Consider the following 16,678-nt stretch of genomic DNA (forward strand, 5'->3'; position numbering starts at 1 on the left):
TCCTTAGACTGATCGTTGTACGATGTCAAACACAACCTGGCCAACTTCCTTGTGTTGCAGTACCGTCCACCCGTCATGCGGAAGAACGAATTCGTATGGACCATGTTCCAGGACACATACGCAGGAATCAGCAACATGCGACGTTAGTGTGTTCAGCAGGGCATTGCACACCCGGTCTGCATACGGAGGATCGGCAAATACAATGGTTGGCTGGCTGCTGTTGTTACTCTGTGAGTGTATGAAATCACGTACGGTCCCACGAACAATATCATGGCCTGTAGCATTAACCCTGGCGGCAAAATCATGCAATTTTTTACACTGAATAGCAGACGAATCCACAAAAGTACATGCTGTGGCACCTCGGCTTAGACATTCAAAACCATATGCACCGGTCCCGGCAAATAAATCCCAGACTATGGCTCCGTCTATCGTGGTACATGCAGTTACATAGTTAAACACCATGGTTCTAACCGTGTCAGTACTGGGTCTGGTACCGTTGGTATGCGGCGGAGGCAGCGTTCGTCCTTTCCAAATGCCGCTGATAATTCTCAGACTCATGTGATACTCACCGGCAGCAGGGGATTAGGATAGGAGTTCTCGTGCATAAAAATGGCGCCGACAATGCACCCCAGGATGTGAGTACGTGAAAGTATTCTGCGGTTGCTGTCATCATCAAGCGTACTGCTGATGTGTCTGAATGGTTGTAAGCGTTTGATTTCACCAGCCGCAGCCGGCTTCTGGTCCATAAGAATATTTAGTGTCTGTCTTGATAGTGCGTCACCGAATAGCACAAGAGGCAACGAGCTTACAAGGTGGTCATGTGCCATCAGTGTGAGAGTGGCACGTAATTCTTCGCCTACTGACCGGTTGCGCCATGACACAGATCGGATATCAGTAATGCTGCCCTGCTGGAGGGCTACAACAATCCTGTCCGGAAATACACCACACACAAAACAATCACCGTCGGGAACAGTGGCCATGCATGCTGCCACGATTTCGTTTACGGGATTTGTTAGTCCGCGGCTGCTGTATCCCATGATAACGTCCCACTGCCTTGAGGCGGATGTGTCAGCCCCTTTTATGGAAAAGAGGTTCATTGCACTGCGCTCCGCATCCGTAAAAAACTGCTCGGCCTCGAATACATAGCGGTGAGCCGTTCTCCGAATCGTTGGAAAACGGTGTACCACAAGGTCTGCAGCGGGAGTGATTACCACTGCCGTTTGCTCATCCGGGCTCAGTAAATCCGGCTCACGTTCGGTGTACTCGATCAGGCTGATTTCACCGTCACAGGTTTCCCAGCCAACCCGAATTGAGCGTAAAGGATGAAGAAAGTCGCAATAAGGCATTTGTGAAATTACGGTGCAACGGCGTAGGGACGAAGCTTTTCAAGTTTTTTTGCTCCAATTCCCTTCACTCTGCGCAGGTCATCAATTGATGTGAAGGGGGCTTTGGCACGTTCGGCAACAATCCTCCCGGCAAGAGCAGGGCCGATGCCAGGAAGCTTATCAAGCTGTGCTGGTGTTGCCTTGTTCAGATTAACGGGTCGCCTGAAAAGGTTCGACGGTTCTGTTTGTGTTGTTGGTGCTCTTGAGTGCTGACCTAACTCGGAACTGCGGGAGGTAGAAGCCGAAGGTGGAGTTATGACCACAGAGTCGGATCCAGCTCTGGTACTGGCCGCAAGCGAGTCAAGCAAATCAATAACACGCTCAACAGCGACCGTCGTATGGGTGGATTGACTGCTCTGCATAATGTTGCCAAGCCACCCGATGGCAAGTGTAATAAAAATGGTTAATACAATTACCAGTTCTGCACGGGTAAGACCTGTCTCGTTTTGTATGGTAACCAGGAAACGCTTCATTGTACAAAAGCGTTTCCTGTATTCATTACGAAAACGCTTCCTTCACGCGATCAAAAAAACCTTTGTCTTTCTGCTGTGAAGGTGGTACAAAGTGTTTACTTTGTGACAGTTCACCCAGAGTTTTTTTCTCTGTCGCCGAGAGTGTGGTTGGTACAAATACATTAATGTGAATGTACTGATCGCCTTTGCCTCGGGCCTGAACATGCGGAATTCCTTTGCCTTTTAGCCTGAGAACGGCACCCGGCTGGGTTCCTGCGTCGATAGTAATTTCCGTAGGCCCGGTCAGCGAAGGTACCTGGATCGTACCGCCCAGCGCTGCCAGCGGAAATGATACTGGCAGGTCCATGTGTACATCATCGTTTTGCCGCTCAAATACTTCGTGGTCTTCAACTTCGACCTCAACGCGAACATCACCGGGCGGCCCCCCACGTCGGCCTGCATGACCTTTACCGTTTACATTGAGGTAGTTACCAGTGGCCACTCCGGCAGGAATTGTAACCTGGATGTTCTCTTCGCCCTCAACCCTGCCCTCGCCCTTACATTCCGTACACGGTGTTTTTAGAATTTCGCCAATTCCTCCGCAGGCACCACATGGTGAAATATTCACAAACTGCCCAAATACTGACCGGGAGACCTGCCGCACCTCACCTGTGCCATTACACGAACCGCACTGTGTCCACCCACCAGCCGAGTTGCTTCCATTTCCGGAACACGACGTACAGGTAACATAGTGACGAAGTTTAATTGTTTTCTCTACAGGATTCAGGATTTCTTCAAGACGCAGTGAAATGCGAACACGTAGGTCTGATCCCGGCTCACCGCGATTCCGCCTACCAGAGCGGCTGCGCCCGCCAAAAGCTCCGCCAAATACCGAGGAACCAAAGATGTCGCCAAATGCACTGAAAATATCGCTGATGTCGGTAAAACCTGCAGCACCGTTGCCGCCACCCATACCACGGACGCCATCATGACCGTAGCGGTCGTACCGTGCCCGCTTTTCGGCATTACTCAACACATCATACGCTTCGGCCGCTTCCTTGAATTTACTTTCGGCTTCAGGATTATCCGGGTTCTTATCCGGATGATGCTGCATTGCCATTTTCCGGTAGGCCGTTTTTATTTCAGCGTCGGTAGCCTGTCTTGACACTTCCAGAATTTCGTAATAGTCTCTCTTTGTCACCGTATTACTCCGTTACGTCTGATTCGTTCTGTGGTGTTCCGGACGATGTTACTACCTTTACGTGTCGCAGCACCTTATCATGGAATTGATAGCCGCGCTCGATAATCTGAGTAATGTGGCCTTCCGGCAGGTCGCTTGGCACGTGAATCAGAGCTTCATGGATATTCACGTCGAACGGATCACCAATATTACACTCAATAACAGACACTCCTGATTCTGCCAACACCTTCAGGGCATTGTTGTAAACCATCTGTAAACCATTGAGCAGCGCATGATCGGGTGAATTCTGAGCAGCCTCCAATGCCTTATTCAGGTCATCGAACACCGGTAGGAGTTTTGAAATAAAGCGCTCAGCGCCATATAGCGTCAAATACTCTTTTTCAGTTGCCGTACGTTTCCGGAAATTTTCGAGCTCTGCACTACGGCGGATACTTAGCTCCTTCCATTCGGCTACTTCAGCACGTAGTGCAGCGAGTTCATCCTGTTCCTGAATATCGTTATCCGGCATGTTTGTTTCATCGGTCTGACCGTCGGAATTAGTCATAGTGCGCAAAAAAGATAGAAATATGATAAAAGATTGCTTGGCAGAATGCCACAGACGATTTACGTGGCGAGTAATTATGACACCTTGCCATGAAGGTTGCTGTGCAAAACTCCACTCACCGTTTGAACCAAGCCCATCATGTGAACGTAGTCCATACGTTTTGGACCAATCAGTGAAATCGATCCGGTGGCTGAACCTACACGATACATTGTAGTGATCAGGCTGTAGTCTGCCAGCTGTTCGTTTTGTAATTCATTCCCAATCCGAACAGCAACACCGCTGGTTGAGGGGACGGCATCTACAAGGTGCACGATAACATCCGAATTTTCCATCAGTTCGATGACGCTGCGCATCCGTGCCGGATCACCAAATTCCGGATTCTCCAACAGCTGATGTGCTCCCGCAACATGAACGCTTGATTCGGTATCAGTGGTAGAAAGTCTTCCCACTTCGTCCACAAACAACCGAAGCAGGCTGCCGGTTGGGCCGTCGGTATCAGCAGATGCATACGGCAGGATACCGGACAGTGAATACAGTGTTTTACCTGCGAGCTTCTCGTTAAGAAAACAACTTAAGACTTCTAGGTCAGTGGGGTCAATGACGGTGTTTGACTCTAGTGTGATTGTACGAATAAGGTCACTATCCAGAGCAATAATAACAAGAATTTTATCAGACGAAAGGGAGATGAGTTCCACCTTGGTGATCAGTGCCTCTGAAACTTTGGGAACCTTAACAACAGCCAGTGCCTTGGCTAGCTTCCCCAATACCTTTGAGGCATCCCTCAGTAGGGTTTCCCGTGGTTTACTCGAGAGTTCGTCCACGATATGTTGTTCTACCTGAGGTTGAAGCGAGAACTCCAGTAGGGTGTCTACATAAAAGCGATACCCTTTGTCGGTTGGCATTCGCCCCGCTGATGTATGCGGATGGGTAATGTATCCCATTGCCTCAAGGTCTGCCATAACATTCCGTATGGTGGCGGGACTTAGGTTTAGTTCCTTTTCCAGGTGACGTGAAAGCACGCGTGAACCTACCGGTGACGCATGGAGGACAAACAGCTGAATCACCGTTTGAAGGATTGTTCGTTCGCGCTCGTTAAGATCGCGGTCATCAGGAACATACAAACCCATCGTTACAAAACCATAACACTTCTGAAATAGTCGAGAAACTCCAGAATATCAAACTGAAGCTCCCAAACAGTAATAAATGCAATTAACAGTAGCGTAATAAATCCCAGACCAATGCCATGTACGGCAAGTGATGAAACATTATAAACCACGGCTGTTGACCGAAGGATTCTAAATAATGACCAGAGCATGACGCTCACGATAAGCAGTGGAATCCACACTGATATTGTATCGGAGGCCAGAAGCTCATAGAGTCCCATACCAATTGGTGTTAACATCAGGAGCGGGACTGCCCCCCAAACAACAATGGTGAATGAGTCCCTGAACAAGATACGTCCCTGAGAAAAGATTGCAGCCGCTCTGAGCAGGCCGGCCGTTGCAGCCAGAAGACCCAGGCAAAAAACTGTTCCAGTAATAATGGCAAGGAGCGGGTTCCATGCCACCCAGCGAACGATGCTGAAAAGTATTCCATCCGAGATGAACAAATGCATAAGGTATTCCATCCTGGCATCGGTACGGAGATAGTATAGGGTGGATGCAAGGATTAAACTGGATCCGGCAGCAATAACGATACCCAGGCCCGCTGTCTGCTTTGTTGAAAGAATACGCTGGTCACGGATGTCTGCGTAGAAATTGTATGGCCTTACAAGAGAGCGGATAAAGTACTCTCTGAATCTCCGCGAGCGATTTACCATGAGCATTAAGATCAGCGCCAGCACGATACCTGTGCCAAGAAACAGGCTCGACGTTGAGTCGGTGAAATTGCGTGCCTGAAGCAGTGGCTCTTTCTCTTCGTTAATCAGAGCTTTATACATGTCAAAACCAACCCGTGGCTGACGCCAGGCGTCTAATAAACCTGCCGTACAAATATAATGATTGTTACCATCCACCATCAGGGTGGGAAGTTCGAGTGAGTAATCCGCAAACGTGTTTATGATAATTCCAGCCAGGGCATTGGTTCTGGCAGCCGTTAATCCGTCACGAATTGCAACAGCCTGTGATTCAAGCGATATGGGATCACTGTATCCGTTGGAGTTCTGAGGTGAAACCGGGAAGCCGACAAGTGACAGCAGGGCGGCTGACCTGACGGAGTTCTTTGCCGATGCGAAAGCCGTTTGTAGTGAATTCTGCTCACTTCTGCTATTTGCCGATAACACCACGAAATCAAAGCCCCCTTCGTTCAACTTAGAAATTTGTGTTGAAGGGACAACCTTGTACAACGGAACAGAGATGTGCTTACGGAATAATGCAGCTACGGTCTTATGATATGCCAAAACAATGGGCGAACCTTCTTCAAAGCCTGTGCTTAACCCACATGCCAGTACCGACGGATGCGAGCTGACGTATGTAGCAAGCAGGTCGGCATGGTTCTCAAGGTATGCCTTTACCTCGTCATGCTGAAGCAGTGGCGTGGGGATCCCGCTAGCATCAATTTCAGGCATGACCATGATACCATAAACGTCGCACAGATACATAAAGTATGGATGCAGACAGCCTCGTACAGCCCTGACAGTATTGGCACCCAGTGTTTTTAAAAGGGTGACGTCGTTTTCCATCTGGCGCCACGACATTGACGGTCCAACCTGAGGATATTCGTCAACATACGAAACACCATAAACAAAGAATGGTCTGCCGTTTAACCTGATTTGTCGTTGCGCAGGTGCACCAGCCACCGATATTGACCGTAAGCCAATCAGTTTTTTGTACACATCAATAACACGGCCGGCAAATAACGAACGTACTTCGATCTCGTAAAGGTTAGGCTGTTCCGGCGACCACAATTGAGGATTTGCAATATGCAAGTCGGCATTCATGACTACGGTACGGGCACGCTCTACCTTCAGATTGCTTCTGTAGTCCCTGGAAACAACATCTCCGGTTTGTTTGTTGCGGACAATTGTTTCGACATCGATATCCACAATGCCTTGCTGAATTGACTTCGCAGTATCTGTCGGATTTGAAATTCGCTCAACGTTTGCACCCCTGATCGAGGTCGTCACCAGTAACGATGCCGAGGAAAAGTTCTGGCTGTATGAAGTGGAGGTACGAACCTCGGCTGTTGAAACATGTGGAGTCCCGACCAGGAAGAGTTCACGGGTAACACCCGTCCATTGTTTTGGCGACGCCGGCGCATATCTACGGATTGAAGTAATTAGTGAACCCGTTGGTCCGATGACCAATTCAATCTGATTGGAGCCTGACTGCAGCATCCTGTCGGTAATAACTACGGTAAACGGTGCATTGCCTCCCGGGTGACGTACCAGCTCTTTTTGGTTGATCCGAACCTGGATTTCATCCGAGATACCAAAAAACTCAAGCTGCCAGGAAAACCGCTTAACTGTTTCTGCTTTCAGATTAATTGTTTTTCGGAGTGTGATTGGTCCTGTACCCGAAACGGTACCCGGTACTGCCACAGTACCAGAGGGCTGTCCATCCTCGACCACGTCCCACGTACCACTGAGGTCAATAACCGTGCGCGTCTCGGTGGGCATCAGCACGGAAATTTGTCGGGGCGTAAGCGGCGAATATTTGTGAAAATCAACAGCGAACCCCGCTGTTACAACGCATAGGAGCAGTAATAGTACCGTAGATTTTTGCAGCATTCGGTATAAACTAGGCACGTTAGTTGATTCGTGGGCATTAACACTCAAGTATTTGCTCACACGTTAAATTGTTCACAAAACTACGCTACATCTATCTTTGCGAAAGTTTTTCTACACTAATAAGGCATGCTATTCACGTTGTTTGGTACTTTCTTTTCATGCTTCCATTATTCTCTGATTGTGAATAGCCGGTCGTGAACGATCGACAATTAAATCATCATGCCGGAGCGCTGTTCCTTGCGCTCTTCTTTGTACTATGCCACCCCTTGGTGAAGGGCCGTGCTATTGCGTCTGACAGTGTTCGCACAGATTCAGTAACCGTTTTGGATTTTGGCGACCCAACTAATACCGACATTCCACGATTTGGAGCTCCGTCCGGGTTTAGACGATCAGAATTTTACGGAACAGGTAAGTCTGCCGGACGTTTGGTGCGACCACCGGGTCTGCTTGAATCAGGGACGGTTGATTCACTGCTGCAGACAATTACCCTGCGTGACAATATCCAGGGACTGCCTTTGGGTCTGCCACGGATTGAAAACCTGGATGACTACCTTAGACGCAGACCGTTTGAGCTGTATGCCAGTGCCAAGGATTCTTCGCTGGTGCGGTATGAGTTAAGTAAGGTTAAATCGGAAAACGAGATTCTTAAACTCCTGGATCAGGCTACTAACCTTACCATCCCGCTTCCGCCCAGTCCGATATTTGGAATTTTCGGTAAACCGGAAATTGGCATTAACGTGAACGGTGAGGTAAATGTGCGTGCTGGCTGGCGCTGGGACACCCAGAATCTTGGTACTGCTTCTGTGTTGGGGCAGACCCAGTCTTCGCCAATTTTTAGCCAGAATATCCAGGTTAATGTCAGCGCCAGAATCGGCGATAAATTCCGGTTTAATACCGATTGGAATACACTCAACCAGTTTGAGTTTAATAACCGGTTTAAGGTGGGATACGAGGGCTATGATGACGATATTATAAAACGGGTTGAGTTCGGCAATGTAAATCTGGAAACCAATAGTACGCTTATTGGTGGTGGGCAAACCTTATTTGGTATCAGAGCTGATTTTCAGTTTGGTCCGCTCTACATTAAAACGATTGCATCACAACGACGCTCCGAACGACAGTTTCTAAACGCAGCTGGCGGCTCATCAAAGTCGTACTTTGCCGTACGTGCCTACGATTATGTACGGAATCATTTCTTCCTGGATACGGCATACTTTAAAGTATGGGACTTGTTTTACTCAACGTTCCCACCCGTTTTACCGGCAAGCACCGGATCGCTGGTTGTAAAGGAAATTGTTGTATGGGAATCAACAACCGAGGTGAGTGTGGTGCAGGCAAACGAAGCAGTTGCATACGCTGATCTGGATCCGATTCAATATAAACGCGGACAGCGATATCCCGATGCGATGAAGAATGGCGACATCAAGGCGGGGGAAGTGGAACGTGGCAGGTTTGTACAGCTGGATCCTAAACGCTACGAGGTTGATGTTAACCTGGGTACGCTCACCATTCTGAATTTGCGCTCCGACCGGTTCTATGCTGTTTCGTATCGCTACGAAGGCGAGTCGGCCTTAACAGATGAAGATGATTTGTACGTTGGCACGCTGCCTCGGAATGCAGGAGAAAAAGACACGCTGATATTGAAGCTGGTTTCCCGGCAGGCAATGCAGCCCGGTTTTAAAACGCTTTGGAAGCGGCTAATGAAGAATGTTTACACCGTTGGCCTTACCAATGTAAATCCAACTGATGCCAACATCGGGATGTGGTATTACCGCAATACCAATGACTCTACCGATATTCTGGAAGGGGCTCCGGATAAGGTTGTAACGATATTTAAGCTAGACCAGGTGAATAACAGTACCGGAGCCCTACCGCCTGACGGGATTTTTGATGCCCGCCAGCCGGTGTTTAATCCCCAACGAGGTGAAATCACGTTCCCCAATCGTGAGCCATTCCGTGATGGTTTACGTGAATACTTTGCAAAACAGGGTAATGCTCAGCTTGCAGAACAGTATGTATTTAACGAAGTGTATGATACTACTGATCAGGCAGCCAGACTCAATACGGCAAAAGACAGGTTTCTGATCGTAGGTGAAGCATCCGGAACGGCTTCAGGAAGCCGAATACCTCTTGCCTTTAATGTCGCACCGGGATCGGTGAAAGTAAAGCTTGACGGACAAGACCTGCGCGAGGGAGTTGATTATTCGGTTGATTACTACGGAGGAACGTTATCGCTTTTAAATCCCAGAGCTACTCTGCCTAACGCAAACCTTTCGGTAGAATACGAACGCAACGATGTGTTCAATCTGACAACCAGAACACTTGCCGGATTGCGGGCCGATTACCAGCTCTTTAAAAAGCGAAATCTTACCGGCAGGATTGGGATGACCCTGATGAACTACGACGTGGCAGCTCTCGTGGACAGAGTGCAGCCAAACCAGGAACCCAATGCCAACCTTATGTGGGGGTTTGACACTGAGCTAAATGCAAACTTGCCCTGGCTTACTCGGTTTATCGATGACCTGCCAATTATCGACACAAAAACCAAGAGCAATTTCGTGCTTAAGGGCGAATGGGCAATGGTTAACCCTAACCCCAATAAACGTCAGAGCAGCGTACTTTCAGACGATGGAAAACCGGTTGCGTATGTAGACGACTTTGAGGGAGCACGCAGAATTATCAGCTTTGGTCTTACTCCTGGAGTGTGGTCACATAGTAGTCCATTCCCGGATATTACTCTATGGACCGATGATACTACTGCACAGAATTTCCGTGGCCGTACCTTCTGGTATCAGCGATTTGTTCCTGATGTCCCGCAGAGTGATGTTTACCCAAACAGGTCGCAGCGCCTTGGACAAACGAATATTAACCCAATGCGGATCGTGTTCGATCCAGCCAAACGCGGCATCTACAACATGAACCCTCAGTTTCTTGATAGTGAAAATCCCCACTGGTTTGATCCAGACTCACTACAGGTACGAGATGCTGCTAATAATTATCGTTATGATAATAGTGCCAGAACCTGGGGCGGACTGATGCGCCTGCTGTCACCCTTTAACACCAATTTCGATAACGATAACATTGATTACATCGAAATCATGATGAAGATCGAAGATTACGAACCAGGGTCAAAAATGTATATTGACCTGGGTCAGATATCGGAAGATGTAATACCAAACCAGAAACTCAATACCGAAGACAGATATCCGCCGAATAATATCATCGACGAAGGTGAAGACATAGGACTTGATACCTTGTCAAACCAACAGGAGAAAGAGTCCTATCCGTATCCGCTGAATCTGGAAGCAGACCCTGCGCGCGATGACTACTTTTTTGATTTTAGTGCTGACAGGCAGAACCAGAACGAATCACAGTTTATTAAGTATAATAACTACGAAAACAACTCAACCCAGTCGGAACTTGGACAGTTTCCCGATACCGAGATTTTGAATAAGAACAACGGACAAACCATCATGCTTGACAACTCGTACTTCAGGTACGAGGTTCGTCTGGATCCCAATCCGGCAACTAACCCTCAGATTATCGGCGGGAATCCTGACAAAGGATGGTATCTATTCCGTATTCCGGTCCGCCGTCCGGACACAGTTGTAGGAAACCCGCTCTATACCAATATTCAGTATGTACGGCTTGCATTTCGTGGCGGACGGGTGAAACTGGCAATAGCAGACTGGAGTGTTGTAGGATCATACTGGCTGGCACGCCATAACTTTCAGCCCGGACTTCGTGAAACTGACTCGGTCCTGCAAGTTGCCTACGTTAACCGCGAAGAAAATCAGGATGCCCCCGACTTTTATTCCATGCCACCGGGGGTTAGCCCGCCGCAACAGTTGCAAAACCCGGACCCGTTTGCCAATCTGTATCTGAACGAGCAGTCACTTCGGATTGACGTGCAAAACATGAAGTACGGCGAAGAACGAATGGCAGCACGCAGATATACCCCCTGGGATTTGTTTTATTACAAAGAGTTAGCATTCTTTATCCATGGTGATAATACCATGCCGGATCATATTGACGGAAATTCGATCCCGCCGGCTTATGCCTTTATTCGGTTTGGTGTGGACTCCGCCAACTACTATGAAATGCGCAGACCACTACTGCGCGGATGGCAGGATATTAGAATTCCCGTTGAGAATCTAACCGCTATTAAGCAGGTTCGGGATGCCACCCGAATTAACGAACGCCAGGAGTTTCCGGTCCCCAACGATCCGTCGGCAGTTTACGCAATCAAGGGTAGTCCAATCCTAAACAGAGTATCGTTTTTTGCATTTGGAATCGAAAACCCTTCCGAACGCTATCCCAGTGAGCTTACAACAAGTATGTGGGTTGATGAGCTTCGTGTTGTTGATCCCATACGTGATAAAGACTGGGCAGCCATTGCTACTGCCAGTGTAAACCTTGCTGACCTTGCTGACGTTGCCGCAGCCGTCAATGTAAGAACACCCAACTTCCATAAACTGGAAGAACGCTTTGGCGACCGCAACACGGTTACATCGTGGAATGTCACGGTAAACAGCTCGCTTGAAAAACTATTGCCTAAAGAAATGAAGGGGGCTAAGATCCCGATAACCTATACACACTCGGAGTATTTCCAGCAACCACGGTATCAGGCGCAGAACGACGTGCTCCTTGATGCTGCTGCTGAAGCAACCCGGGTGGATACACTTCGGAAAGGGGCTACGGAAGAAGTAGCAAACCAGGCAGCCCGCCAGGTAATAGAACGTTCCGAAACCCTCAGGATTCAGGATCAGTGGGCAATAACTGGTCTTAAACTTGGAATTCCATCCTCGGCATGGTATGCTGACGATATATTAAACAAGTTGACGTTTAATTTTAGTTATGCTCAGGAATATCAGCGTACCCAGGTTGTACAAAGCCGTTTTGAATGGCTCTGGAGGTTTAAAGCAGACTATGCGGTTACCATTCCCAATACAGTTACAGTTAGCCCCTTTAAATTTCTTGATGGAGTTTACGGATTAAAGATTTATAAGGACGTGAAGTTTAATTTCCTCCCGCAGAACGTGACGGCAAATGCCGGTTTTGAACGGGGAAGGACGACCGAGCAGAGCAGGTATTTATCGTACCCAAGTCCGATCGTACGAAACTTTATCGGAATCCAGTCCGTTGGCTTCAACTGGCGTCTTGTAGAGAATGGCTTACTCAATCCCACTATTGATTACAAGCTAACGAACACGACAACGCTGGCACCTTTGGAACTTGATATTAATGGCAGACAACGGACTGCTTCGGAGTTGTTTGGTGAAATGTTCTTTAGTAATGGTCGCCTGTTCAACTTTGGCCAAACCGGTCAGTATGATCAGGTTGTGACAATTTCAATGCGTCCACGGCTTCCTGCCATAGCCGGATTGGACCGGCTGATCGAGACCACTGCCTCGTATTCCGTTACCTTTGGTCTGGTTGATCCGCTTGCGCCTGATCCGGCTCAGCGCGACATCGTTCGAAATGCCCGATTCAATTCCCAGTTCAGGATTAGCCCCGTTTTCCGATGGGGGCAGTTTGGGCAGTCATTGTTCGGCCCCATCAAGCATACAGACAAAAGCACGCTTGGCACACTAGGCTATATTTTGAAGGATATCTTCTTTGGTTTCGAGAATTTCACCTTCCTGTTCAATCAGAACAGCAATGCTACCAACGGCGGCGTTATGGGTGAAACCGGTTTTACGAACTTCTGGGCACGGTCAGTCACATTCAGGGCCAACCAGCCATCGTGGGGTCCGAGTACAGCCTACCAGCTTGGCCTAAACTACCAGCCTCACGGCAATGTTGTTCTTGCCGGCAGCTCTGCATTCCCGTTTTTCAAGTTCGAAACCACACCAGGACTGCGACCGCCCAACGGGGTAATGATGGACAACTACGATACGAAATCCACCTTCCAACTTCAAACCAACAGACCGCTCTGGCCTGGTGCAACGCTTGACATCATTGCAAAAACTGATATCGGCTTTTCGATCAATCAACGTGTCATTACCGATCAATTTGGAAATCCTACGTTTACGAACGTACTCAAAAGGCAGATAATTGACAGAACATTTATCAGTTTTCCAAACTTCTTCCCATTCTCACTTGCCAATAACAATGTAGATAATGTCCTGCGGATGTATAACGAGCGGAAGGCAGTCATTATGGCAACTGCCAACGAAAATGACAGGAACACACTACTATTAGAGGCTCTGAATACTTCCTTCAGAGAAGGTTTTGAAAGTTTTCAACTATGGTCGGGTGAGGCTGCCAAGGTATTGCCTGCTTTAAACTGGACGCTGCGGTGGGATGGTATCGAGAAGCTGTGGTTCTTAAAGGGTATTGCACAGCGGATTTTCCTGGAACACGGTTACCAAAGCACATATAAAGAATCTGCAACGATAACTGACAACGGAAGGGTAACCGACGTTCAGGAAGTACGTACAGGATTTTCGCCGCTGATAGGATTAAACCTGAGTTTTGACGAGAGGGCACTGGAAGGTATGTTAACAGCAACAGCGCGGTACTCGATTACCCAGGCGCATTCGCTCTCCGGAGGAGCTCGTGGAGTGATTCAACAGGAAAACACCCATGAGCTACAAATTCAGGCATCGTATTTAAAGCGTGGCATGAACCTGCGGTTTATTGGGCTGGAACTGAAAAATGATCTTGAGATTTCGCTTCTTACCCAGATGCGAAAAAATATCCAGGCGAGATTCGAAGTTGATGAGTATCCTTTTACGCAGGCCCGTACCGTAAACGGCACAACACAACTTACCATTGAACCTCGGGCACGATATACGATCAGTAATCGCGTTACGGCCTCGGCTTTTATTCGCTACGAAGGCAACTTCTCGGAAGGCGCCTCTACACCCGGCTTCAGTTCCACTCAGTTCGGTGTAGATATCCGATTATCCATATCCGGAGGAAGGTAGCGTGAAACGTGCATGAAACAGTACGTACGTTGGGTTTCTAATCGCTATTTTCGTTTGTTTGTTACCACAGGTGCCTATGCCACATCGCTCGAATGATATTGCTCGCTGGGAACGGATTTCGGCTGAGTCGGAAACCGACTACACCGTTATGCGGGTGCATCGCGAAGTTCGCCGGCATGCAGCTGATGGCCGAACGGGTACATTTACGATTGCCAGTGCGCCGCTTTGGGTAAATATTGTGCCGGTTACGGGCGATAACCAAATCATTCTTGTTGAGCAATTTCGTCACGGAACTGCAGAGGTCACACTCGAGGTACCCGGAGGCATTGTAGTGCTACGCGAAGACCCACGCTTGGCCGCAGAGCGCGAATGCAGGGAAGAAACAGGCTGGTATTCTCCCGAACCTGCTGTACTGATTGGCAAGACGGATGCAAATCCAGCCTTTATGACTAATCAGTGCTTTACCTACTTGTGGCGTAATTGTGCTGATACCGGCAAGCAGAACCTCGACGCATTAGAAGATATATCGGTTCGACTTGTTGCCGAAAAGGAACTGTTTTCGTTAATCCAACGGGGCATTGTACGGCACTCTCTGGTCCTCAGTGCAGTAACACACTACCTAATGCATAAAAATTAACAGACTGGAATAAAGGAATCACAATGGCTAAAGTAATTGCAGTTGCTAATCAGAAGGGTGGAGTAGGAAAAACTACAACGTCTGTAAACCTTGCTGCCTCGCTGGCAGCGGCTGAACAGCGAACACTGCTTATTGACATTGACCCTCAGGCTAATGCCTCGCATGGATATGATGTTGACACGACTGAGCTAACGAAAACCATCTACGAGGTGTTAGTAAATAAACTTCCAATAAAGGATGCAATCGTTCCAACAATGATGCCGTTCTTGCAATTGGTACCGTCACATATCAATCTGGTTGGAGCAGAGATTGAACTTGTTGACGTAAAGGGGCGCGAATACTTGTTGCGTACGGCAATCGATGCAGTTCGGGATGACTTCGATTTTATCATTATCGACTGTCCACCCTCACTTGGCTTGTTAACCCTAAACTCCCTGACCGCTGCCGATAGTGTTCTGATACCAGTTCAATGTGAGTTTTATGCCTTGGAAGGGCTTGGTCAGCTGCTGAATACGATTGCAATTGTTAGAAGGAGTACAAACCCGAAACTCGATATTGAAGGAGTGTTACTGACGATGTACGACTCCAGACTACGCCTATCCAATCAGGTTGTTGACGAAGTTCGCCGACATTTCGAAGATAAGGCTATGCGAACCGTGATTGCTCGGAATGTACGGCTGTCCGAAGCGCCAAGCCATGGAAAACCTGTTCTTTTATACGAAGCATCCAGTATCGGTGCCCAGAACTATCTGGACCTGGCATCCGAAATCCTTACACGGAATGGTATTATTCCAACGGAGGTTGAATAGCGTATGAAACCCGGATTAGGCTTGGGAAAGGGGCTTGGAGCACTGATCCCTAAAGATGTAATGAAGCAGGAACGAAGCAGGCAGACGTCACTTACGGGCGTTGATGACTCAGAAAGCAGTTCCTCGATAGCATTGATAGAGATTGATAAAATTATTGGGAAAAATCCAATGCAGCCGCGGCAGGATTTCGATAATGCACGGCTTGAAGAATTGGCTCGGAGTATTGCCATTCACGGTGTTATTACACCGATAACGGTTCGTAAACATTTTGATGGTTATGAGCTCATCAGCGGGGAGCGTCGCGTACGGGCTTCGAAACTTGCCGGCTTGCAAACAATTCCGGCCTACATCATCGAAGTAAACACAAACGCACAGATGCTGGAAATTGCACTTATCGAGAATGTACAGCGAGAGAACCTGAATCCGCTGGAGGTTGCATTAGGGTATCAGCTGCTGATTGATGAGTGTGGTCTTAAACAGGATGATGTAGCCACGAGAGTTGGCAAGGACAGAAGCACGGTGGCTAATATGCTGCGACTGCTGCGCCTGCCACCAGAGATTCAGTCAGAGCTGCGTAACGGGACAATTTCCATGGGCCATGCTCGGGCACTGCTTGCACTGTCTACCGAAGCCAGTCAGGTTGCAGTACTGTCCGAGATTGTTACTCACGACCTCTCGGTTAGGCGCACTGAGGCGCTGGTTAAGGATATAGAGTTAGGACGGAAGAAGGTTGAAAAAAACGGAGACATTGTCCAGGGCGGTCCGGTGCGCAGACAGCGGATTCGGCCTGAAATTGAAGGTGAAAACCATGCTGCCCTACAGGATATCGAGTCATCGTTACGGCATCTTTTTGGTACGCAGGTCAGGATTCGCATGAAGAATGAGACGCAGGGATCGGTTGACATTGAGTTCTTCAGTGTTGAAGAACTGGAACGGCTGTTAGAGTTGTTTACAACATTAGATTCCAAGGCCTAAGGTGGGGAAAACAATT

General features: G+C 48.3%; 11 protein-coding genes. 4 read left to right on the forward strand and 7 right to left on the reverse strand.

The window, feature by feature from the left end; all coding sequences use genetic code 11:
- Positions 1-3: 3 nt before the first annotated feature.
- The 7 genes from HRU79_11335 to HRU79_11365 form a co-directional block, all read right to left on the reverse strand.
- The gene (locus HRU79_11335; protein ID QOJ27204.1) at positions 4-558 is read right to left on the reverse strand and encodes an RsmD family RNA methyltransferase; all 555 of its coding nucleotides are present in this window, start codon (positions 556-558) and stop codon (positions 4-6) included.
- A complete protein-coding gene (locus tag HRU79_11340; protein ID QOJ27205.1) occupies positions 555-1,346 on the reverse strand; it encodes a hypothetical protein in 792 nt (263 codons plus the stop codon). The genes HRU79_11335 and HRU79_11340 overlap by 4 nt, the downstream gene beginning before the upstream one ends.
- 8 nt (positions 1,347-1,354) lie before the next feature.
- Entirely contained in the window at positions 1,355-1,858 is a 504-nt protein-coding gene (locus HRU79_11345; GenBank protein ID QOJ27206.1) for a ComEA family DNA-binding protein, read from the reverse strand.
- Positions 1,859-1,883: 25 nt separating this feature from the next.
- Positions 1,884-3,038: a molecular chaperone DnaJ gene (gene dnaJ / locus HRU79_11350; GenBank protein ID QOJ27207.1), complete on the reverse strand. Its 1,155-nt coding sequence runs from the start codon at positions 3,036-3,038 to the stop codon at positions 1,884-1,886.
- 4 nt (positions 3,039-3,042) lie between these two features.
- Complete coding sequence (locus tag HRU79_11355) at positions 3,043-3,582, reverse strand: nucleotide exchange factor GrpE (GenBank protein QOJ27208.1); 540 nt, start codon at positions 3,580-3,582, stop codon at positions 3,043-3,045.
- A 74-nt stretch (positions 3,583-3,656) separates the two neighbouring features.
- A complete protein-coding gene (gene hrcA, locus HRU79_11360) occupies positions 3,657-4,709 on the reverse strand; it encodes a heat-inducible transcription repressor HrcA (protein ID QOJ27209.1) in 1,053 nt (350 codons plus the stop codon).
- 2 nt (positions 4,710-4,711) lie between these two features.
- Positions 4,712-7,309 carry a hypothetical protein gene (locus HRU79_11365; GenBank protein ID QOJ27210.1) on the reverse strand — a complete coding sequence of 866 codons (2,598 nt, stop codon included), beginning with the start codon at positions 7,307-7,309 and terminating at the stop codon, positions 4,712-4,714.
- Between the two features lie 194 nt (positions 7,310-7,503).
- On the opposite strand from HRU79_11365, the gene sprA reads away from it, so the two are divergent.
- The 4 genes from sprA (at position 7,504) to HRU79_11385 (ending at position 16,662) form a co-directional block, all read left to right on the forward strand.
- On the forward strand, positions 7,504-14,241 hold the full coding sequence (sprA, locus tag HRU79_11370) for a cell surface protein SprA (protein QOJ27211.1): 6,738 nt from the start codon (positions 7,504-7,506) through the stop codon (positions 14,239-14,241).
- Positions 14,242-14,317: 76 nt separating this feature from the next.
- Positions 14,318-14,878: an NUDIX hydrolase gene (locus tag HRU79_11375; protein ID QOJ27212.1), complete on the forward strand. Its 561-nt coding sequence runs from the start codon at positions 14,318-14,320 to the stop codon at positions 14,876-14,878.
- Positions 14,879-14,901: 23 nt separating this feature from the next.
- Positions 14,902-15,687, forward strand: coding sequence for a ParA family protein (locus HRU79_11380; GenBank protein QOJ27213.1), 786 nt, complete (start codon positions 14,902-14,904; stop codon positions 15,685-15,687).
- 3 nt (positions 15,688-15,690) lie between these two features.
- Positions 15,691-16,662: a ParB/RepB/Spo0J family partition protein gene (locus tag HRU79_11385; GenBank protein ID QOJ27214.1), complete on the forward strand. Its 972-nt coding sequence runs from the start codon at positions 15,691-15,693 to the stop codon at positions 16,660-16,662.
- The last annotated feature ends 16 nt before the right edge of the window (positions 16,663-16,678 follow it).

The sequence above is a fragment of the Ignavibacteria bacterium genome (assembly GCA_015709655.1).
In the GTDB taxonomy this organism is placed as follows: domain Bacteria; phylum Bacteroidota; class Ignavibacteria; order Kapaibacteriales; family Kapaibacteriaceae; genus OLB6.